The following is a 19,598-nucleotide window of genomic DNA, read 5'->3' on the forward strand; positions in this document are numbered from 1 at the left end:
GAACAAGGTTCAGTATCTGTGCTCTCTTCGCTTCTCGCTCGGTCAAATGTAGTCCTCTCATGGACTGACATATTCACTGAGAAGTTACCTACTGACAATATCACTGAGCAAAGACATTACAGCGTGGTGCGAAATTGACAGTTTTCATCAGTTCGTGTTAATTTGAATCGTTGCTTTCAATGCGGATGACTATGCGTTGATGGGGAGTAGTAGCGGCAGTGGCCGCAGCGAGCCGGTGCAAGTGAAAATCCGGCGCCTCCGCGAACTCGCCCCTGAGCATTCACCCCGAACCGAGCGCCACCCACAGGGCGCATCACTTCAAGGGCGACGGATTGGCCCCGTTACCGGCCAGCTCGACTGGAGCCACGAGAGGTCCCGATTGTATCGGGACAATTAGGGTGGTACCGCGGGAGTATTCTTCGAATAAACTCATCCCGTCCCTGTTGTGGGACGGGATTTTTTGCGTTTTAGGCGGTCCGTGACCGCGTATCCTATGGAGGTCATCTCTAGACCATGAAGCTGAATGGTTCTCAACTACTCTGCGAAGCTCTGATCAGGGAGGGCGTGGACGTAATCTTCGGCCTCCCCGGCGGCGCAATCCTGCCGCTCTACCAGACGCTGCCCCAGTTCCCGCAGCTCCGCCACATCCTGGTACGCCACGAGCAGGGCTCCGCCCACGCCGCGGACGGCTACGCTCGCGTCACCGGCAAGCCCGGCGTGTGCTGGGCCACGTCCGGCCCCGGCGCGACAAACCTGGTGACGGGCATCGCGACGGCGCAGATGGACTCGGTGCCTATCGTCGTCGTAACCGGGCAGGTTAGCCGCGCCTCAATCGGCACGGACGCCTTCCAGGAGACGGACATCACGGGCATCACCCTGCCCATAACGAAGCATAACTACCTCGTCATGCACGCGTCGGACATCCCGCGCATTGTGAAGGAGTCGTTCCACATCGCCAGCACCGGCCGCCCCGGCCCGGTCCTCATCGATGTGCCCAAGGACGTCCAGAACGAGGTTGTGGAGTACGAAGAGAGCACCTTCGACGAGATGTACGCGAAAGTGGAGCTCGACCTCCCCGGCTACAAGCCGACGATGGAGGGCCACCCCAGCCAGATCAAGAAGGCCGTGCAGCTCATTGCCGAGTCGAAGCGACCGGTGATCCTTGCCGGCCACGGCGTAATCTTCTCCGGCGCATACGATGAGCTGAGGGAGCTGGCGGAGAAGGCGCAAATCCCGGTCATCACAACCCTGCTCGGCATCAGCTCTTTCCCTGAGACGCACGTCCTGTCCGTCGGCATGCCCGGCATGCACGGCATGGCGTACGCCAGCCTGGCGATTGAGGAGGCTGACCTCCTGATCGCTCTCGGCATGCGGTTTGACGACCGTATCACGGGCAAGCCGAGCGCCTTCGCCCGCAAGTCGAAGAAGATTCATGTGGACATTGACCCATCCGAGATCGGCAAAAACATCCCGGTGGATGTCCCGATCGTCGGCGACCTGAAGCGGGTCCTTGTCAAGCTGAACAAGCTTGTGCAGCCCGCCACGCACAGTGAATGGGTCCAGCGAATCGAGGAGCTGAAGCGCGAGCACCCTTCCATGGATATTCGCGAGACGGACAAGCTACTGCCGCAGTTCGTCATCAAGTCGCTTTGCGACGTAACCGAAGGCAAGGCGTTTATCGTGACCGGCGTGGGCCAGCACCAGATGTGGGCGGCCCAGCACTACACGTACACTGAGCCCAGGAGCTTCGTCTCTTCCGGCGGCTCCGGCGCGATGGGCTTCGAAGTGCCCGGCGCAATGGGCGCCCAGGTCGGTCGGCCGGACCGCGTTGTGTGGTCGGTTGCCGGCGACGGCGGCTTCCAGATGACAATGTGCGAGCTCGCGACGCTGGTGGAGAACAAGATCCCGGTCAAGTTCGCAATCGTCAACAACAACGTCCTCGGGATGGTGCGGCAGTGGCAGGACATCTTCTACAAGAGGAGCTTTGTCGCCACCAGGTACACGGCCAACCCCGATTTTGTGAAACTGGCGGACGCTTTTGGCATGCTCGGAATCCGAGTGACCCAGAAGAGCCAAGTGAAGGCGGCGATACAGCAGGCAATGGATTACGATGGCCCTGCGATCGTAGACTTTGTGGTTGAGGAAGACGAAAACGTCTACCCCATGATCCCAGCCGGCCAGACGATCAATGAGCTGATCGAGGAGCCGAGACCCCAAGAGGCGCGACGACGATGATGAACAACAACGGCACTAGCCTGCCCCGCCACACGATCACCGCACTGGTCGAGGACCGGCCCGGCGTCCTCAACCGCGTATCCAGCATGTTCCGCCGGCGCGGGTTCAATATCGCCAGCCTCGCGGTAGGCCACAGCGAGGAGCCCGGCCGCTCCCGCATGACCTTCGTCGTCGAAGGCGACGACCGCGTCGTCGAGCAGGTCACCAAGCACCTGCACAAGCTTATCGACGTCATCAAGGTCACTGAGATCTCCGACGAGAACGTCGTCTCGCGGGAGCTCGCGCTCATCAAGGTCAAGGCCGACGCGCAGAGCCGCAGCGAGATCATCCAGATCGTCGATATCTTTCGCGCGAAGATCGTGGGCGTAGCCCCGGACACCCTCATAATCGAGGTCACCGGTGACGGCGACAAGCTCGAGTCCCTGCTAGGCCTGCTCAAGCCCTTCGGGGTGATCGAGGTCATGCGAACCGGCACCATCGTTATGGAGCGCTGGACCGGCAGCATGCACGGCGACGGCGGCACCCGGCCCCGCAAGCAGCGCTCGACGACGAGCCTCGCAAACATCTGGGGCGAGCCGAGCTCGGTTTAACTTCCAGCAACCAAATTATCGGAGACGAACCTCTAATGACCATCATGTACTACGAGACAGACGCAGACCTTTCAGTCCTGAAGAACAAGACCATTGGCATCATTGGCTACGGCAGCCAGGGCCACGCCCATGCGCTCAACCTTAAGGACAACGGCCAGAAGGTGCTAATCGGCCTCTACGAAGGCAGCAAGAGCAAGGCGAAGGCCGAGGCCGAGGGGCTGAAGGTCAAGTCTATCGAGGATGTGACGAAGGAGTCGGACATCATCATGATGCTGATCCCCGACCACACCCAGCGCGAGGTCTACAACAAGTCCATCAAGCAGCACCTCACCGCAGGCAAGGCGCTTATGTTCGCTCACGGCTTCAACATCCACTACAAGGCCATCGTCCCGCCCAAGAACGTGGACGTGCTCATGGTCGCCCCCAAGGCGCCGGGCCACAGGATGCGCGAGGTCTTCACAAAGGGCTCCGGCGTGCCGGGCCTGCTCGCCATCCACCAGGACGCCACGGGCAACGCCCGCAAGCTCGGCCTGGCGTACGCCAAGGGCGTGGGCTGCACCCGCGCCGGCGTGCTGGACACGACCTTCAAGGAAGAGACAGAGACCGACCTTTTCGGCGAGCAGACCGTCCTCTGCGGCGGCGTGTCCGCCCTGATCAAGGCCGGCTACGAGACGCTTGTCGAGGCCGGCTACCAGCCGGAGTCGGCGTACTTTGAGTGCATGCACGAGCTCAAGCTCATCGTCGACCTTCTCTACAAGGGCGGGCTGGAATGGATGCGCTACTCCATCAGCGACACCGCCGAATACGGCGACTACACGCGCGGCCCGCGCATCATAGATGAGCACGTCAAGGCGAACATGAAGAAGGTGCTCAAGGAGATACAGGACGGCACCTTCGCGAAGGAGTGGCTCGCCGAGAACGAGGAGGGCCGCCACCGCTTCATGCAGCTGCGCAAGGAGAACGCCGACCACCCGATCGAGAAGGTTGGCAAGGAGCTCCGCGGAATGATGACGTTCCTGAAGAATACTGACTAGGTCCCTTCTTGATGTAGCCCGCGCGATTCATCGCGCTTGCGTTGAATGCAGTGATCTACGGTCAGCAATACAGGCGCGATGAATCGCGCGGGCTACAAATTCGAGCCAGGCGCCGAGTGAATCGGGGCGTGCGGCAGGAGCCGGAGCAGTATTGATCTACCATATCGCACACAAATCCGAATGGGACGCGCAGGCGAGTAGCACCGCGTACGCCCCTTCCCGGTACGAGGGCGAGGGGTTCATTCACTGCTCCGAGACTCACCAGCTTGAGAAGGTTGCTAACAAGCACTTCAAGGGCAAAACCGACCTGCTGGTCCTGGAGCTGATGCCGACGCGGCTCGATGCAGAGACGAAGTACGAGCAGGGCGGCGAAGAGAAGTACCCGCACATCTACGGCACGATCAACAAGAGCGCGATAGTGCGCACGGTGCCGGTCCGGTGCAGGCCGGACGGCACCTTCGGCGGCGTTTTTGCGGGGATTTAGGAGCAACATCATGTGTACCAGCGAGGTTGCAAACGTAGTCCGCAATGGCGGCCCGATCGTGGCACGGTCGGGCGCGGCGGACTGCGTTGTCCTTGGATAGCGGCGGCTCGGTTCAAATTTCCTTCTCCTCAAGGGAGAAGGTGGCGAGTCTTCGAGCCGGATGAGGGCTTCCTCTTCCGCAATTACCCAAGGACAAACAGGAGAAACAGAACATGACTACGCAAGACAAGGTACTGATTTTCGACACCACGCTGCGAGACGGCGAGCAGTCCGCCGGCATCGGCCTGACCCTGGAGGAGAAGGTCGAGATCGCCAAGCAGCTCGACCGGCTGGGCGTCGACATCATCGAGGCCGGCTTCGCGGCCAGCTCCCCCGGCGACTTCAAGGCCGTGCAGGCCATCGCAAGGGACGTCCGCAGGCCCGTCATCGCCTCGCTGGCCCGCTGCAACCCCAACGATATCGACCAGGCCCGGCAGGCGCTGAAGGATGCCGAAAACCCGCGCATCCACGTCTTCATATCGAGCTCGGACGTCCAGATACTGCACCAGCTCCGCAAGAACCCGGAAGAGGTGCTGGACATGGCCGTCGCGTCGGTGGAGCGCGCGAAGCGCTACTGCCCCAACGTCGAGTTCTCGCCTATGGACGCCACACGCACGGACATGGACTACCTGTACAAGCTGGTGGAGGCGGTCATACGCGCTGGCGCGACGACGGTCAACATTCCGGACACCGTCGGCTACGCAATCCCCGTCGAGTTCTCGAAGCGCATCCAGCTCATCAAGAACAATGTCCCCAACATCGACAAGGCGATTATCAGCGTCCACTGCCACAACGACCTGGGCAACGCCGTATCGAACAGCATCGCCGCGGTGCAGGTCGGCGCCCGCCAGATCGAGGGCTGCATCAACGGCCTGGGCGAGCGGGCGGGCAACGCCGCGCTGGAAGAGGTCATCATGACCCTGGACACGCGCAAGGATCTGCTGAACGTTTCGCACAATATTGATACGACGCAGATATACCGCACCAGCCGCCTGGTGAGCGATATCACCGGCTTCCCGATCCAGCCTAACAAGGCAATCGTGGGCGCCAACGCCTTCCGCCACGCATCCGGCATACACCAGGACGGCGTCCTGAAGGCGCGCCAGACGTTCGAGATCATGGACGCTCGCTCTATCGGCTGGCCCAGCAACTCGCTCGTCCTTGGCAAGCTGAGCGGCCGCGCCGGCCTGCGCTCCAGGCTGGAGGAGATGGGCTTCAAGCTGGACAAGGCGCAGCTCGATACTGCCTTCGAGGCCTTCAAGGAGCTGGCGGACCGCAAGCGCGAGGTCACGGATGCCGACCTGGTCGCGCTGATGTCCAACCAGCGCCGCTTCGCGGACGTGGAAGAGGTCTACAAGCTGGACCACATCCAGGTCACCTGCGGCAACCACGAGATTCCGACGGCCACCGTGCGGCTCATCAACCCGCGCGGCGAGCAGGTGACGGACGCCGCCACCGGCACCGGCCCGGTGGACGCAGTCTACAGGGCTATCAACCGCATCGTGAACGTGCCTAACAAGCTCACCGAGTTCCGCGTGGACGCCGTCACCGAGGGCATAGACTCCCTGGGCGACGTGACTATTCGCATCCGACACGAGAAGGACAGCTTCGTAGGCCGAGGCTCGGACACAGACATCGTCGTCGCCAGCGCCAAGGCCTACATGAACGCACTCAACCGGGCGCTTACGGCAATGCAAAAGCCCCAGGAAGCAAAGACGGCTTCGAAGGCCTCCAGCTAAGGGATTGGCCGGACAACCGAAGTAAAAGCATCCAGGGGCCCCGAAAATTCGGGGCCCCTGGCGTTCAGGGCAGCTAATTGGGAACCGCAGTTCCCTTTCCCGGCGCTTTGGGAACTTTTCTGCCTCACAGTTCCCAAAGCGTGGAATTTGGGAACTGCGGTTCCCTTTTCCAGTTCGCGTTCCGGGAAAACAAAGTCACCCGGCCTGCAATTCCTGTATAATAGGGAACTATTGGCCACCAAAGTTCCCAAATATCGGAGGCAGGGTACTGGAGTTCCATGCAGAAGAACCTTGAGCGCAGCCCCATTGGAGAGCTGGTGCAGATCGATGGAAAGAGGAGGGCTTACGTGCCCGGCCCTCTTCCGAGGTCTATCGACCTGGACGGCGCCCTCGTCTACGCTCTGGACGAGGCCTCCAGGGCAATATCGCTTCTCGCGGGAGCGGGCGAGACATTCCACAATCCGGACCTTCTGATACGGCCCTTCTTGAGCCGGGAGGCAATTCTGTCCTCACGCATAGAGGGCACCCAATCCACGCTGGAGGACCTGTTTGAGTACGAGGCTTCCAGGAGGGACAGAGGCGATGTCATGGAGGTGTTCAACTACGTTCTCGCCCTGAACAAGGGGCTGCAGATGATACGGGACGCGCCAATCAACCTGTGGCTGGTAAACAGCATCCACTCAACGCTCATGCATGACGTGAGGGGAAGAAACAAACGGCCCGGCCAGTTGAGGAATGAACAGGTCTACATAGGGGGCGAAGGACAGTCCATCGATCAGGCGCGGTTCATACCTCCGCCTCCGTACTTTGTGCAGGAGGCGCTGGAGGACTGCGTAAAGTTCGCAAACGAGCGCAATCACCTGCCGCCGCTGGTGCAGTGCGCTATGATGCACTACCAGTTCGAGACCATTCACCCGTACTCTGACGGCAACGGACGAATGGGGCGTTTGCTTATCGTCCTGTTCCTGTGCGCAAGGGGGGTCCTGACAACCCCCCTGCTCTATCTAAGCGCTTACTTCGAGCGCGACAGGCAGGCGTACTACGACCACTTGCTCCGTTTGAGCGAGACGGGCGATTGGCAGAGATGGCTACGGTACTTCCTCAAGGGGGTGACAGAAGAGTCCAGGGACGCATTGCAGAGAATCAGGCATGTGCGTGATCTTCACGATTCATACAAACGGCTGCTGCTGGAAAAGAACGAGTCGGGCAATGCGCTGCACCTGCTGGATGAGTTCTTCGCGCAGCCCGTGATGACCGCGCCCTCGGCAGCCCGGATAATCGGCATAACTGCAAAAGGCGCACAGCGCATACTTGAGAGAATGACGGCGCTCGGCATAGTGAAGATCGAAGAGAGCAGGCCGCGGCTCTATGTAGCCCACGAGTTGATGGACATACTTCAGGCCCCGCGGGCGTTGCCGCCGGCGATGTCAAGGATATGATTATCAGAGACCTTGCCCCAACAGAATCAAGGCTCATCCACCAGATCGCAGAGATGCTGGTGGAAGCGTTCCGCGAGAACTGGCCGGACGCCTGGTCGACGCTCGAGGACGCGCTGGAAGAGGTGCGCGACTCCTTCGTCGAGGGCCGTATAAGCCGCGTGGCCGTGGACGAGCACGGCAACGCTGCCGGCTGGACCGGCGCGCGGTACTGGTACGCGCTCGTGTGGGAGCTGCACCCGATGGTCGTGAAGCCGTCTCTGCAGGGCCGCGGCATCGGGCGCGCGCTCGTGGCCGACCTGGAAGAGCAGGTGCGCACACGCGGCGGCATGACCATCACGCTGGGGTCTGACGACGAGAACGGCATGACCACGCTGTCCGGCGTGGACCTGTACCCGGCCCCATGGGAGCATATAGCGCGAATCAGGAACCTGAAGGGACATCCGTACGAGTTCTACCGGAAGTGCGGCTTCACTATCACCGGCGTTATCCCGGACGCAAACGGAGTCGGCAAGCCGGACATATTGATGTCAAAGAGAGTCGGCGGGCAACCGGGTTAGTAACTCCCCGCCGGTAGCTGTAGAATAACTGTGACGATTTCCGACTGAACAAAGATCGAGAGGTTTTCGAGCCAATGGCGCCAAAGACGATGTTCGAAAAGATCTGGGACTCCCACGTTGTGCACGAGGAGGCCGGGAAGCCAACCATGCTGTACGTGGACCTGCACCTCGTGCACGAGGTTACATCTCCTCAGGCCTTCGACGGCCTGCGCGCAGCCGGACGCAAGGTGCGCAGGCCCGAGCTCACGCTCGCGACGGCCGACCACAACACACCCACCACGCCGGGCAGGAATCGCCTCCCGATTACGGACCCCATCGCCAGGCAGCAGCTCGAGGCGCTCTCCCGCAACTGCAACGAGTTCGGCGTGCCGCTTTACGATATGGCCAGCCAGTACCAGGGCATCGTCCACATCGTAGGGCCGGAGCAGGGGCTGACGCAGCCGGGGAAGATCATCGTTTGCGGCGACAGCCACACCTCCACGCACGGCGCGTTCGGCGCGCTGGCGTTCGGCATCGGCACGTCAGAGGTTGAGCACGTCCTGGCGACCCAGACGATCCGCCAGAGCAAGCCGAAGACCATGGAGATCCGCGTCAACGGCCCGGCGCCTTTCGGCGTCACAGCCAAGGACATTATCCTGAGCATCATCGGCAAGATCGGCGTCAGCGGCGGGCAGGGCTACGCCGTGGAGTACACCGGCCAGGCGATCCGCGACCTCTCCATCGAGGGCCGTATGACCGTCTGTAACATGTCCATCGAGGGCGGCGCCCGCGCCGGCATGGTTGCTCCGGACGAGAAGACATTCGCATACCTCAAGGGCAGACCCAGCTCGCCGAAGGGCAAGGAATGGGACGCGGCTGTTGAGCGCTGGAAGGCGCTCCAGACAGACCCCGGCGCAAAGTTCGACAGGCTGGTCGAGATCGACGCCGCCTCGCTGGAGCCCATGGTCTCGTGGGGCACCACGCCCGGCATGGTTGCGCCGGTGACCGGCAGGGTGCCGAGCCCTGCATCGTTCTCGGATAACAACGACCGCCGGGCCGCCGAGCGCGCACTGGAGTACATGGGGCTGGCGCCGGAGACGCGCGTGGAGGACATCGCCATCGACCGCGTGTTCCTTGGCTCCTGCACAAACGCCCGTATGGAGGACCTGCGAATCGCGGCGGATGTCATCAAGGGCCGCAAGGTCAGCGACAGGGTCTATGCGATGGTCGTTCCCGGCTCCACGCAGGTCAAAAAGCAGGCCGAGGCCGAAGGGCTGGACCGCATCTTCAAGGAAGCCGGCTTCGACTGGCGGGAGGCCGGGTGCTCGATGTGCCTGGGCATGAACCCGGACACCCTGAAGCCCGGCGAGCGCTGCGCCTCCACCTCCAACCGCAACTTCGAGGGTCGCCAGGGCAAGGGCGGACGCACGCACCTGGTCAGCCCCGAGATGGCCGCCGCCGCCGCCATCGCCGGCCACTTCGTGGACATCCGTGAGTGGAAGAAGAACGGAGTTTAATTGGACTTATTGGCTGGAGCAATCCTTTGGACGACGAGAAGGTAATATTCAGGTTCCACGCGCTAAACAGGATGTTCCAGCGGCGCATACGAAAACAGAATGTTTATCGCGTCTTGGGAACTGGAGAGACCATAGAAGACTACCCAAAGTCTCACCCGTTCCCAAGCCGCCTTGTGCTGGGATGCATAGACTTTCGACCGCTGCACGTTGTTGTTGGATTCGATGAAAGACTTGGGCTAACTTATATAGTAACTGCCTATGAGCCTGATCCGAGTGAATGGGAACCCGGTTTTCGCAGGAGGCATGTATGAAATGCATCATTTGCAAACATGGAGAGCTTAACCCGGGTAACACGAGCATCCTGCTGACACGGGATTCGCTGACTTTAGTTGTCAAGAATGTTCCTGCACTTCTGTGCTCAACATGCGGAGAAGAATATGTTGACGGAGCCATTGCAGGCCGCCTGCTCGAAACAGCGGAGGAAGCCGTTAAATTAGGCGTGCAGGTGGATGTTCGCAACTACGTAGCGGCGTAGCCATGGACTTCACACCGCTTGAGCGGCTTGATATCATCGCGAACTCGCTGCAGAGGGCGAAGGCCTTCACGGCGGGAATGGACCGCGACGCGTTCCGCGGCGATGCGCGGACGCGGTACGCTACTGTCTTTTCGCTTGAGACCGCAGCGAAGGTGGCGGAAGAGGTCCCGCGCGAGGTGCGCCTCCGGATGCAGTACGTGCCGTGGATGGAATTCGACCGCATCGCCCACGCGGTGGCGGTGGAGCGCTACCACGAGACGGACCCGGACAGCGTGTGGACGCTTGTAACGGAGGTGCTGCCCGACCTCCTTACCTCCGTGCAGAGGGCAATCATGCTCTTGCAGATGGAGGAGTCCCACAGGCCGAATGTGAATTGAAGGGTGAGCCGCCGGTCAAGGATAGCCTGACTGGAGTGTAACCGCTTCACCCTCTCTGTCCCGATGAAGCATCGGGACATCTCCCCCATCGAGGGGGAGAAAAAGATTTGATCGGAGCAAAGAAATACATGCAACCGTTTACAAAAGTGACTTCCGTCGTTGCGCCGCTGGACAGGGTGGACGTGGACACGGACCAGATTATCCCCAAGCAGTTCCTGAAGCGCATTGAGCGGACGGGCTTCGGACAGTACATGTTCTTCGACTGGCGGTTCAAGGAAGACGGGAAGACCCCAAATCCGGACTTTGAGCTGAACCGGCCGGCGTACAGGGGCGCGAACATTCTCGTTACCGGGCGCAACTTCGGGTGCGGCTCCTCCCGCGAGCACGCGCCCTGGGCGCTGCTGGACTACGGCTTCAGGGCGATCATCGCGCCGAGCTTCGCGGACATCTTCTTCAACAACTGCTTCCAGAACGGCATCCTGCCCATCGTGCTGCCGGAGCCGACGGTGAAGAAGATCATGGACAAGGCCGCGAAGAAGCCGGGCTACAGGTTGAACATCGACCTCGCCGCCCAGCGCGTGTGGGACGACGAGGAGGACGTTGTTGTGCAGTTCAACGTGGACCCCTTCCGGAAGCACTGCCTGCTAAACGGGCTGGACGACATCGGCCTGACGCTGCAGTACGAGGACAAGATTGCGGCGTACGAGGCGAAGCGGCAGTGAGCAGTGAGTAGTAGGCAGTCAGCCAGACCGAAAGGCAGGTGTTAGGTGTTAGGTGTTGGATCGAACCTAACACCCAAGACCCAACACCGGCTGTTGGATTGGCCGACTGCTGACTGCCGACTGCCTACTGCTGTCTCTCACCGTCCGTCGCCTGCTCTATGGCCTTGAGCTGCTGGCGGTAGCCTTCGATGGCCTCCGCGGACCACTCGGAGGGGTCAAGCTCTTCGTGCTTCTTTGAGCGGCGGGCGATGCGGCGCACGCCGCCGGCCACCTTGCCCTGGAGCGAGCTTACCTCGCGCGCGACGGCGGAGCGGAAGTGCGAGCTGTACTCGCCCATCTTGCGGTACTTCTTGTAGCGCTCGCGCACCAGCTTCCTGTCCGCCCTCTCGTGCAGCGCTGCAAGCTCCCGAAGCAGCACCCGCCGCAGCTCCCGCGCCGTCTCATCCGGGTTGGTGTGCGCGCCCGCCACCGGCTCCGGCACCACCACGTCCACTATCCCCATCTCCTTCGCGTGCTTCGCCGTGAGCCGCAGCGACTCCGCCATCTCATCCGCCTTCGCCTCGTCGCGGTAGATGATGCTCGCAGCGTCCTCAGGGGAAATCACCGTGTAGATGGCGTTCTCCAGCATCAGCACGCGGTCGGCCACGCCCAGGGCCAGCGCGGCCTCGCTGCCGCCCTCGCCGATGATGACCGCGATGGACGGCGCGTCCAGCCCCGCCATCTGCGCCATCGTGGTCGCGATGGCGTTGCCCAGGCCGTGCTCCTCGGACTCAATGCTGGCGTTGCTGCCCGGCGTGTCTATCAGCGTGATGAGCGGCACCCTGAACTTCCGGGCCATTGCGATGGCGCGCTGCGCCTTGCGGTAGCCGTCCGGCGACGGCCTGCCGCCGTTGCGCTCGGCAGGGTCTCCCACCCTGCCCCGCTCGTGGCCGATGATCACTACCGTCTGCCCGCCGATGTCCCCTATCCCCGCCACCACCGCCGGGTCGTCGCCGTGGGCGCGGTCGCCGTGCAGCTCAACGAAGTTTGTCACAATGCGGCCGATGTAGTCGTACGTCGTCGGCCGCTCCTTGTGGCGGGCCAGCTTCACGGCGTCCCACGCGACCGGGCGGGCGTGGCCGGCCTCCGGCGTCTCGGCCTTCTCCGGCGCTGTGAGCTGGTACTTCGAGACCAACATGTCCAGCAGCGCGGCGGTGAGGTCGCGCAGGCGGGTGCGGTCTGCGATCGTGTCCACCAGGCCGTGCTCCAGGTGGGCCTCCGACGTGTGGGAGCCCATCGGCAGCGGGTGGTCTGTGACCTTGCGGATCGTGCGAAGGGGGGCGACGCCGACGATAGCGCCGGGCTCCGCGACGATGACGTCGGCCAGGTTGGCGAAGCTGGCGTAGACCTGGCCCGTGGACGGGTTGGCGAGGACGGTGATGAAGGCGATGCCCTTCTCGTTGAGCTGGGAGGCGGCGATGCTGGTCTTGGCCATCTGCATGAGGGAGAGGACGCCCTCCTGTATGCGCGCGCCGCCGCTGGTGACGACGGCGACGACGGGCATCTCCTTCCTGACGGCGTGCTCGAAGGCAAGCGCGACTTTTTCACCCACGACGCAGCCCATGCTGCCGCCCATGAAGCCGAAGTCCAGGACGATGAGGACGACGGGGGTGCCGCTGATGGTGCACGATCCTGTGACGGCGGCCTCGGTGAGGCCGGTGCGCTTCTGGTCGCGGAAGACGCGCTCCTTGTACGACACGCGAGACGAGAAGGAGAGCGGGTCCAGCGACGTGACGGAGCGGTTGGTCTCCCTGAACGTGTCCGGGTCCGCCAGCATGTTGATGCGGTCGCGCGCGGTCATGCTGTAGTGGAAGCGGCACGTTGGGCACACGGCGTACTGGGCAAAGAAGTCATTGCCCGCCAGCAGCGTCTCGCAGATGAGGCATCGCTCCCGCGATGGCCCTGCCTTCCCCGGCGGCGGCTTGACCTTCTTCGCCTTCTTGTCTTCCTTAACCTTCGGCGCCTTAGCCTTGCCGGCCTCTTTGGCCTTCTTCGGCTCTTTCAGCGCCTTCTTCTTGTTGTTCTTCGTATCGGTAGGCGGCATCTGCATCCTGGGTGCAACCTAACCCCTGCCCCTTCCTCCCGATTCGCTCCGCTCATGAGGGATCTGCGACTGAGAGGGAAGGGGTTCAGAGGAACAAAGCCATTCAACGGCTTTTGTTATTTCGTGGCATGTTAATTATAGACGGGGTACGGGGTACGGGGAACGGGGGGCTTTCGTAGGGGCGCACTGCGTGCGCCCGGCCCTGCCCACGCATGCCGCCGCACAAACCACGTCACGCGCAAACAGGCGCACGGATGTGTTGTGCACCGGTCAACCTCCGCTTAGAATGGGCCGGGTAAGGCAACCTGGCCCCGGCGACCCGAGCTTCACACGCCGGACTTCACGCGAGGAAAAGAAGAGATGCCAAAGCCCTCAGACCAGGAAAAGCAAGAGGTCATCCGGTTCCTCGAGGCGGACAAGCCGCTGCCGGACAAGTACCGGTTCCTGCTGTTCGGCGACAAACGGGAGGTGGAGCTTGTCTGGAACGGGAAGACGAACGAGGTCACCAACGTTGTCCTGCCCTTCCAGGTGATCGAGCAGGTGGACGAGCCGCGCGCGGAGAAGGATGTGAAGCTGCAGCTTGGAATGTTCGATACGGACAGCCGAGGGCGGCAGCTCAAAGGGTGGACGAACAAGCTGATCTGGGGCGACAACAAGCTGATCCTCTCCAGCCTGAAGAATGGGCCGATGCGAGAGGAGATCGAGAAGCAGGGCGGCATAAAGCTGATCTACATAGACCCGCCGTTCGACGTGGGCGCTGACTTCAGCATGGATATCGAGATCGGCGACGAGACGTTCACCAAGCGGCCGAACATCCTGGAAGAGATCGCCTTCCGGGATACCTGGGGCAATGGAGCGGACTCGTTTATCTCAATAATGTACGATCGGTTAGTGCTGATGCGGGACCTGTTGGCGGAGGATGGGAGCATTTATGTGCACTGTGATTGGCGAGTGAATAGTTTCTTGCGGCTGGCGTTGGACGAACTCTTCGGCGCTGCTAGTTTCGTAAACGAAATAGTTTGGCGACGGACAACGGCTCATGGAGATGCAAAACAAGGAGCGCGGCGGTATGACATCCTTCACGATACGGTCCTTTTCTACGCAAGGAACGCCGATCAATTCACATGGAACACCCAATATGTCCCTTTCTCTGACGACCAAATTGACCAGCAGTACAACAAGATAGAGAACGGAAGGCGGTATCGCCCCGTGACGCCGACTGCGTCGAAGCCCGGTGGAGACACTTTATATGAATGGAAGGGTGTAAAACCCCCTGCAGGGCGTTATTGGGCATACACTAAGAGCAAAATGGAGGCGTTCGATCAGGCTGGTAAGTTGTACTACAGCAGCACGGGGCAGCCTTATATCAAATACTATCTTGACGAACGCCCAAAGTAGCGGCCCCTTCAATTTGGCACGATATGCTGTTGGCGCCCACCGCAAAAGAGCGAGTTGAGTACCCCACACAAAAACCTGAAGCATTGCTGGATCGCATCATCAAAGCGTCTTCCAACCCCGGCGACCTTGTCGCCGACTTTTTCGTCGGCTCCGGCACTACAGCGGCGGTGGCCGAGAAGCTGGGGCGGAAATGGATTGCGACGGACCTGGGCAAGTTCGCCATTCACACGACCCGCAAGCGGATGATCGGCGTGCAGCGGCAGATGAAGGCAGAAGGCAAAGACTACCTGGCGTTCGAGATACTCAACCTGGGCAGGTACGAGCGGCAGCACTACATCGGGGTCAACCCGAACCTGCGGGACGCGGAGAAGGCGAAGCAGCTTGCCGAGAAGGAAGCGGAGTTCCTTGCGCTGATACTGAGGGCGTACCGGGCCGAAAAAGTGACGGGCTTCAATACCTTCCATGGGGAAAAGGCCGGACGGCTGGTGGCGATTGGGCCTGTGAACCTGCCCGTGACACGCCTCTTTGTGGAAGAGGTCATCCTGGAGTGCCGGCAGAAGCACATCACCAAGGTGGACATTCTGGGGTTTGAGTTCGAGATGGGACTGTTTCCCAATGTCCTGGACGAGGCGAAGTCGAAGGGAATAGACATCTCGCCGAAGTACATCCCGGCGGAGGTGTTCGACAAGCGCGCCGTGGACAAGGACCAGGTGGTCTTTCACGACGTTTCGTTCATCGAGGTCAAGCCGCTCTTCAAGGACAACTGCGTGGCGGTGCAGCTCACGGACTTCTCAGTCTACTACTCCCAGGACTCCATAGCCGCCGCCGAGGCTTCGCTCAAGGACAAGGGGAGCAAAATCGTTGTCGAAAAGGGGCAGATAGTCAAGGTGACGAAGGACGGGCGCGGCTTCGTCACGAGGGAAGTGCTCACCCAGAGCTGGACGGACTGGATAGACTACTGGGCGGTGGACTTCAACTTTGAGAACAAGCGGGAGATAGTAAGGGTGAAGGTTGAGAAGTTAAGGCAAGGTTCCATTCCTGGCCTTGAGAAACCTGAGCAACTTGAGATGCCGGAGTACGAGGAGGTGTGGCTGGGCGACTACATTTTCGAGAACGAGTGGCAGTCTTTCCGCACGAAGAAGGACCGGTCGCTGGAGCTTACGAGCGTGTACCAGGAGTGCCCGCCGGGGCGGCGGAAGCTGGCGGTCAAGGTGGTGGATATCTTCGGCAACGACACGATGACGATAGTCGAGGTAACTGTCGGTAGGAAATGACACAACTTATTCAAGGCCATCCGTCAAACCCGTCGAATTCGACGGGATTAGGTTGGTATGGGTGAAAGTGTGGCCAAGAAAATAGATGTTCAGGGAAACGAGATACAGATAATTTCCAGGGGAGCTGACGATTTTGTCTCTTTAACCGATATCGCGAAGTACCGGAACCGGGAAGACCCTTTCGCGATTATCAACAACTGGATGCGTAGCAGGAGCACGATCGAGTTCCTGGGCCTTTGGGAGAAGCTCAGCAATCCTGATTTTAAACCTCTCGAATTCGAGAGGTTTAAGTCCGAGGCGGGCAGCAATTACTTTGTTCTCTCGCCTCAAAGGTGGATTCACGCTACCAATGCCATCGGGATCGTCTCGAAGGCCGGCCGATACGGCGGTACCTTCGCTCATACCGATATCGCGTTCGAATTCGCCTCCTGGATATCATCGGAGTTCAAGCTCTACCTCATCAAAGAGTTCCAACGGCTCAAGGAGGATGAGCGGAAGCAGCTTGGATGGGACATCCGCAGGAATCTGGCCAAGATCGACTACAGGATCCACACGGACGCGATCAAGGAAAACCTGGTCCCGCCAGAGCTGACTGCGTTCCAGACAAGCCTGATTTACGCCTCCGAGGCGGACGTGCTCAACATGGCGCTGTTCGGTATGACAGCGAACCAGTGGAGAGACAGCCATCCCGGAGACAAGGGGAACATCAGGGACTATGCGAACGTATCGCAGCTTGTGTGCCTGTCAAACCTTGAAAACCTGAACGCCCTGCTCATCCAGGAACAGATGGCGCAGTCCGACCGGCTGCGCAAGCTCAACCAGATCGCCATCCAGCAGATGAGGCTATTGACCGAGAACGCAAGCGTTAAAGGTCTTGAGCAAGGGGGCGAATAGTGGCGTTACACCCCAAGTTCCCGAAATCGCCTTATGAGGTAATCGAGCCCCGCATGCGCCGGTTCCCGGCGGATGAAGGGATGCGGGAGGATATGGGCAAGCTGCTGCCGCCACTGGTGACGAAGCTGAGGGCGGCAGTGAAGGCGTGGCGGGACAGAGGGTATGAAGGGGCTTCCGACACCAGCTGCAGCCTGCTCAACTGGTGGTTCAACACGCAGCACCTGTTGCCGAAGGCCGATGGGACGACGGCGGAGTTCAGGTACTTCTTCGCCCAGCGCGAGGCGCTGGAGACGATTATCTACCTGTACGAGGTGTCACGGGTCAAAGACAAGTACGACATGATGCGGTTCTACTCCTCGGGCGCCGTCTCTGCGAGCATGTTCGACGAGTCGTGGCGGCGGTTCGTGGTCAAGATGGCGACGGGGTCCGGCAAGACCAAGGTACTGAGCCTTGTCCTTGCGTGGAGCTTCCACCACAAGCTCTACGAGCCGGACTCGGACCTGGCCCGGAATTTCCTGGTTGTCGCGCCCAACATCATCGTGCTGGACCGCATCTACAGGGACTTCAAAGGGCTGCGCATCTTCTTCGAGGACCCGGTCATCCCGGATGACGGCGTGGATAGGCGGAACTGGCGGGACGACTTCCAGCTTACTTTGCATCTGCAGGACAGCGTGCGGGTAACTCGGCCCACCGGCAACATCTTCCTGACGAACATCCACAGGGTGTACGCGGGGGACGAGATACCGCCCTCCCCTGAGGATGAAAACACTATGGACTACTTCCTGGGCAAGCGGCCTACAGGGGAGACGACGGACTCCAGGGTAGACCTGGGGATGATCGTGCGGGACATCGACGAGCTGCTAGTGCTCAACGACGAAGCGCACCACATCCACGACAAGAGCCTTGCTTGGTTCAAGTCGATCGAGGACATACACAACCGCCTCAAGCAGAAAGAGCGGTCGCTGTCTTTGCAGGTGGACGTGACAGCGACGCCGAAGCATAACAACGGCGCGGTATTCGTCCAGACCGTCGCCGACTATCCCCTGGTGGAGGCGATCTCCCAGAACGTGGTCAAGCACCCGGTGCTGCCGGACGCGCCAAGCCGGGCAAAGCTGGTTGAGCGCCAGAGCTCAAAGTACACGGAAAAGTACGCCGACTATATCCACCTTGGGGTCGTGGAGTGGCGCAAGGCCTACGCCGAGCACGAGAAGATGGGGAAGAAGGCCATTCTGTTTGTAATGACCGACGACACCAAGAACTGCGATGACGTGAAGGGATACCTGGAAGGGACCTACCCTGAGCTCAAGGGAGCCGTGCTGGTCATCCACACCAAAAACAATGGCGAGATCTCAGAGGCGTCATCCGGCAAGAACAATGAGGAGATGGACAGGCTTCGCAAAGAGGCGAACGAGATTGATGAGGCGGAGAGCAAATACAAGGCTATCGTCTCTGTGATGGTGCTGAAAGAGGGGTGGGACGTGCGGAACGTGACGACCATCGTGGGCCTGCGTCCCTACTCGGCCAAGAGCAACATCCTGCCGGAGCAAACCCTCGGACGCGGGCTGCGGAAGATGTACCCCGGAGATGTGGAGGGGTGGGTAAGCGTAGTCGGCACCAACGCCTTCATGGAGTTCGTCGAATCTATCCAGGCGGAAGGCGTAGAGCTAGAGCACAAGCCCATGGGAGAGGGGACCAGGCCCAAGACGCCGCTGGTGGTGGAGGTGGACGAACAGAACACCACGAAGGATATCGATAAGCTGGATATCGAGGTGCCTGTATTGTCTCCACGCACCTACAGGGAGTACAAGAACCTCGCGGACCTGGATGTGGGCGGGATGCAGCACCCGTGGGTGCCGTACCGGCAATTCAGCCTGGAACAGCAGCGGGAGATCGTGTTCAAGTATGTGACGAGCGGTGAGGTAGCGCACACAACGGTCCTCGAGTCCCTCAGCGGCGCGGACTACCGCACTGTGGTGGGGTATTTCACGCAGACGATCATGAAAGACCTGCGGCTTGTGAGCGGCTACGACGTGCTGTACGGGAAGGTGAAGGAGTTCATCCAGGGGCATCTCTTTGACCGGGCGGTAAAGCTTGAAGATACAAATACGCTCCGCAACCTGTCCGAGACGGTAGCGACCAAGACGCTCGTCGAGACTTTCAAGAAGGCGATCAACGCACTGACTGTGAAAGACAGGGGCGATGCGGAGATACGGGACACGATCAAGCTCCGCAACACGCGCCCGTTCGTCGCCAAGGAACAGGGATACGTTGTGGCGAAGAAGAGCGTATTCAACCGGATCATCGGTGACAGCGGCTTTGAGCTCGAGTTTGCGGCGTTCCTGGAGAAGTGCGCGGACGACGACGTTGTCTCATTCGCCAAAAACTTCCTTGCAGTGAACTTCCGACTCGACTACGTGAATGCCGAGGGTGAGATCTCAAACTACTACCCAGACTTCCTTGTGAAGGTATCCGACAGAGCGACGTTCATTGTAGAGACCAAGGGCCAGGAAGATACGGATGTGCCGCTTAAAATGGAACGTCTCAAGCAATGGTGCCAAGACGTTAACAAGGCGCAGTCCAAGGTGAAGTACGACTTCGTCTACGTGGATGAAGACGGGTACAAAAAGTACAGACCGGCCACGTTCAAGGCGCTTGTGGCGGCGTTCACGGAGTACAACTAGGCGGCGGGGTATAATTGCAGC

The 19,598-nt window shown here is 60.5% G+C and carries 15 protein-coding genes and 1 pseudogene; 15 read left to right on the top strand and 1 reads right to left on the bottom strand.

Features of this window, described 5'->3' with window-relative positions:
• Positions 1-513 precede the first annotated feature (513 nt).
• The 12 genes from ilvB (at position 514) to leuD (ending at position 11,247) form a co-directional block, all read left to right on the top strand.
• Positions 514-2,235 (top strand): biosynthetic-type acetolactate synthase large subunit, encoded by a 1,722-nt coding sequence (gene ilvB / locus FJ319_08870; protein ID MBM3934397.1) that lies wholly within the window; start codon positions 514-516, stop codon positions 2,233-2,235.
• Positions 2,235-2,825, top strand: coding sequence for an acetolactate synthase small subunit (gene ilvN / locus FJ319_08875; GenBank protein ID MBM3934398.1), 591 nt, complete (start codon positions 2,235-2,237; stop codon positions 2,823-2,825). The genes ilvB and ilvN overlap by 1 nt, the downstream gene beginning before the upstream one ends.
• Positions 2,826-2,860: 35 nt before the next feature.
• Positions 2,861-3,859, top strand: coding sequence for a ketol-acid reductoisomerase (gene ilvC / locus FJ319_08880; GenBank protein MBM3934399.1), 999 nt, complete (start codon positions 2,861-2,863; stop codon positions 3,857-3,859).
• 82 nt (positions 3,860-3,941) lie between these two features.
• The gene (locus FJ319_08885; GenBank protein ID MBM3934400.1) at positions 3,942-4,343 is read left to right on the top strand and encodes a DUF952 domain-containing protein; all 402 of its coding nucleotides are present in this window, start codon (positions 3,942-3,944) and stop codon (positions 4,341-4,343) included.
• 212 nt (positions 4,344-4,555) lie between these two features.
• Positions 4,556-6,121, top strand: coding sequence for a 2-isopropylmalate synthase (locus tag FJ319_08890; GenBank protein ID MBM3934401.1), 1,566 nt, complete (start codon positions 4,556-4,558; stop codon positions 6,119-6,121).
• 278 nt (positions 6,122-6,399) lie between these two features.
• Entirely contained in the window at positions 6,400-7,560 is a 1,161-nt protein-coding gene (locus FJ319_08895; GenBank protein ID MBM3934402.1) for a Fic family protein, read from the top strand.
• On the top strand, positions 7,557-8,117 hold the full coding sequence (locus tag FJ319_08900; GenBank protein ID MBM3934403.1) for a GNAT family N-acetyltransferase: 561 nt from the start codon (positions 7,557-7,559) through the stop codon (positions 8,115-8,117). Before FJ319_08895 ends, FJ319_08900 begins: the two co-directional genes overlap by 4 nt.
• 74 nt (positions 8,118-8,191) lie before the next feature.
• The gene (gene leuC, locus FJ319_08905; protein ID MBM3934404.1) at positions 8,192-9,613 is read left to right on the top strand and encodes a 3-isopropylmalate dehydratase large subunit; all 1,422 of its coding nucleotides are present in this window, start codon (positions 8,192-8,194) and stop codon (positions 9,611-9,613) included.
• A 26-nt stretch (positions 9,614-9,639) separates the two neighbouring features.
• Positions 9,640-9,924 carry a DUF4258 domain-containing protein gene (locus FJ319_08910; GenBank protein ID MBM3934405.1) on the top strand — a complete coding sequence of 95 codons (285 nt, stop codon included), beginning with the start codon at positions 9,640-9,642 and terminating at the stop codon, positions 9,922-9,924.
• Positions 9,921-10,148: a type II toxin-antitoxin system MqsA family antitoxin gene (locus FJ319_08915; protein ID MBM3934406.1), complete on the top strand. Its 228-nt coding sequence runs from the start codon at positions 9,921-9,923 to the stop codon at positions 10,146-10,148. The genes FJ319_08910 and FJ319_08915 overlap by 4 nt, the downstream gene beginning before the upstream one ends.
• 2 nt (positions 10,149-10,150) lie before the next feature.
• Entirely contained in the window at positions 10,151-10,525 is a 375-nt protein-coding gene (locus FJ319_08920) for a DUF86 domain-containing protein (GenBank protein ID MBM3934407.1), read from the top strand.
• A 128-nt stretch (positions 10,526-10,653) separates the two neighbouring features.
• Positions 10,654-11,247 (top strand): 3-isopropylmalate dehydratase small subunit, encoded by a 594-nt coding sequence (gene leuD / locus FJ319_08925; GenBank protein MBM3934408.1) that lies wholly within the window; start codon positions 10,654-10,656, stop codon positions 11,245-11,247.
• 124 nt (positions 11,248-11,371) lie between these two features.
• Here leuD and FJ319_08930 read toward each other — a convergent pair whose 3' ends face one another.
• Positions 11,372-13,336 carry an acetyl-CoA carboxylase carboxyl transferase subunit beta gene (locus FJ319_08930; GenBank protein ID MBM3934409.1) on the bottom strand — a complete coding sequence of 655 codons (1,965 nt, stop codon included), beginning with the start codon at positions 13,334-13,336 and terminating at the stop codon, positions 11,372-11,374.
• A 354-nt stretch (positions 13,337-13,690) separates the two neighbouring features.
• Between FJ319_08930 and FJ319_08935 the strand changes: the two are divergent.
• The 3 genes and pseudogenes from FJ319_08935 (at position 13,691) to FJ319_08945 (ending at position 19,577) form a co-directional block, all read left to right on the top strand.
• Positions 13,691-16,002: pseudogene (locus FJ319_08935) on the top strand (site-specific DNA-methyltransferase).
• Positions 16,003-16,059: 57 nt separating this feature from the next.
• Entirely contained in the window at positions 16,060-16,896 is an 837-nt protein-coding gene (locus FJ319_08940) for a KilA-N domain-containing protein (protein MBM3934410.1), read from the top strand.
• On the top strand, positions 16,896-19,577 hold the full coding sequence (locus FJ319_08945; GenBank protein MBM3934411.1) for a type III restriction endonuclease subunit R: 2,682 nt from the start codon (positions 16,896-16,898) through the stop codon (positions 19,575-19,577). The genes FJ319_08940 and FJ319_08945 overlap by 1 nt, the downstream gene beginning before the upstream one ends.
• Positions 19,578-19,598: the final 21 nt, after the last annotated feature.

This window comes from SAR202 cluster bacterium (assembly GCA_016872355.1).
In the GTDB taxonomy this organism is placed as follows: Bacteria; Chloroflexota; Dehalococcoidia; order Lucifugimonadales; family VGZY01; genus VGZY01.

Bases quoted from the DNA above. Each gene is read 5' to 3' on its own strand.
- FJ319_08915 (MBM3934406.1), top strand. From the start codon at position 9,921: ATGAAATGCATCATTTGCAAACATGGAGAGCTTAACCCGGGTAACACG.
- ilvB (MBM3934397.1), top strand. From the start codon at position 514: ATGAAGCTGAATGGTTCTCAACTACTCTGCGAAGCTCTGATCAGGGAG.
- FJ319_08895 (MBM3934402.1), top strand. From the start codon at position 6,400: ATGCAGAAGAACCTTGAGCGCAGCCCCATTGGAGAGCTGGTGCAGATC.
- FJ319_08900 (MBM3934403.1), top strand. From the start codon at position 7,557: ATGATTATCAGAGACCTTGCCCCAACAGAATCAAGGCTCATCCACCAG.
- FJ319_08890 (MBM3934401.1), top strand. From the start codon at position 4,556: ATGACTACGCAAGACAAGGTACTGATTTTCGACACCACGCTGCGAGAC.
- FJ319_08920 (MBM3934407.1), top strand. From the start codon at position 10,151: ATGGACTTCACACCGCTTGAGCGGCTTGATATCATCGCGAACTCGCTG.
- leuC (MBM3934404.1), top strand. From the start codon at position 8,192: ATGGCGCCAAAGACGATGTTCGAAAAGATCTGGGACTCCCACGTTGTG.
- ilvC (MBM3934399.1), top strand. From the start codon at position 2,861: ATGACCATCATGTACTACGAGACAGACGCAGACCTTTCAGTCCTGAAG.
- FJ319_08930 (MBM3934409.1), bottom strand. From the start codon at position 13,336: ATGCAGATGCCGCCTACCGATACGAAGAACAACAAGAAGAAGGCGCTG.
- FJ319_08940 (MBM3934410.1), top strand. From the start codon at position 16,060: ATGGGTGAAAGTGTGGCCAAGAAAATAGATGTTCAGGGAAACGAGATA.
- leuD (MBM3934408.1), top strand. From the start codon at position 10,654: ATGCAACCGTTTACAAAAGTGACTTCCGTCGTTGCGCCGCTGGACAGG.
- ilvN (MBM3934398.1), top strand. From the start codon at position 2,235: ATGAACAACAACGGCACTAGCCTGCCCCGCCACACGATCACCGCACTG.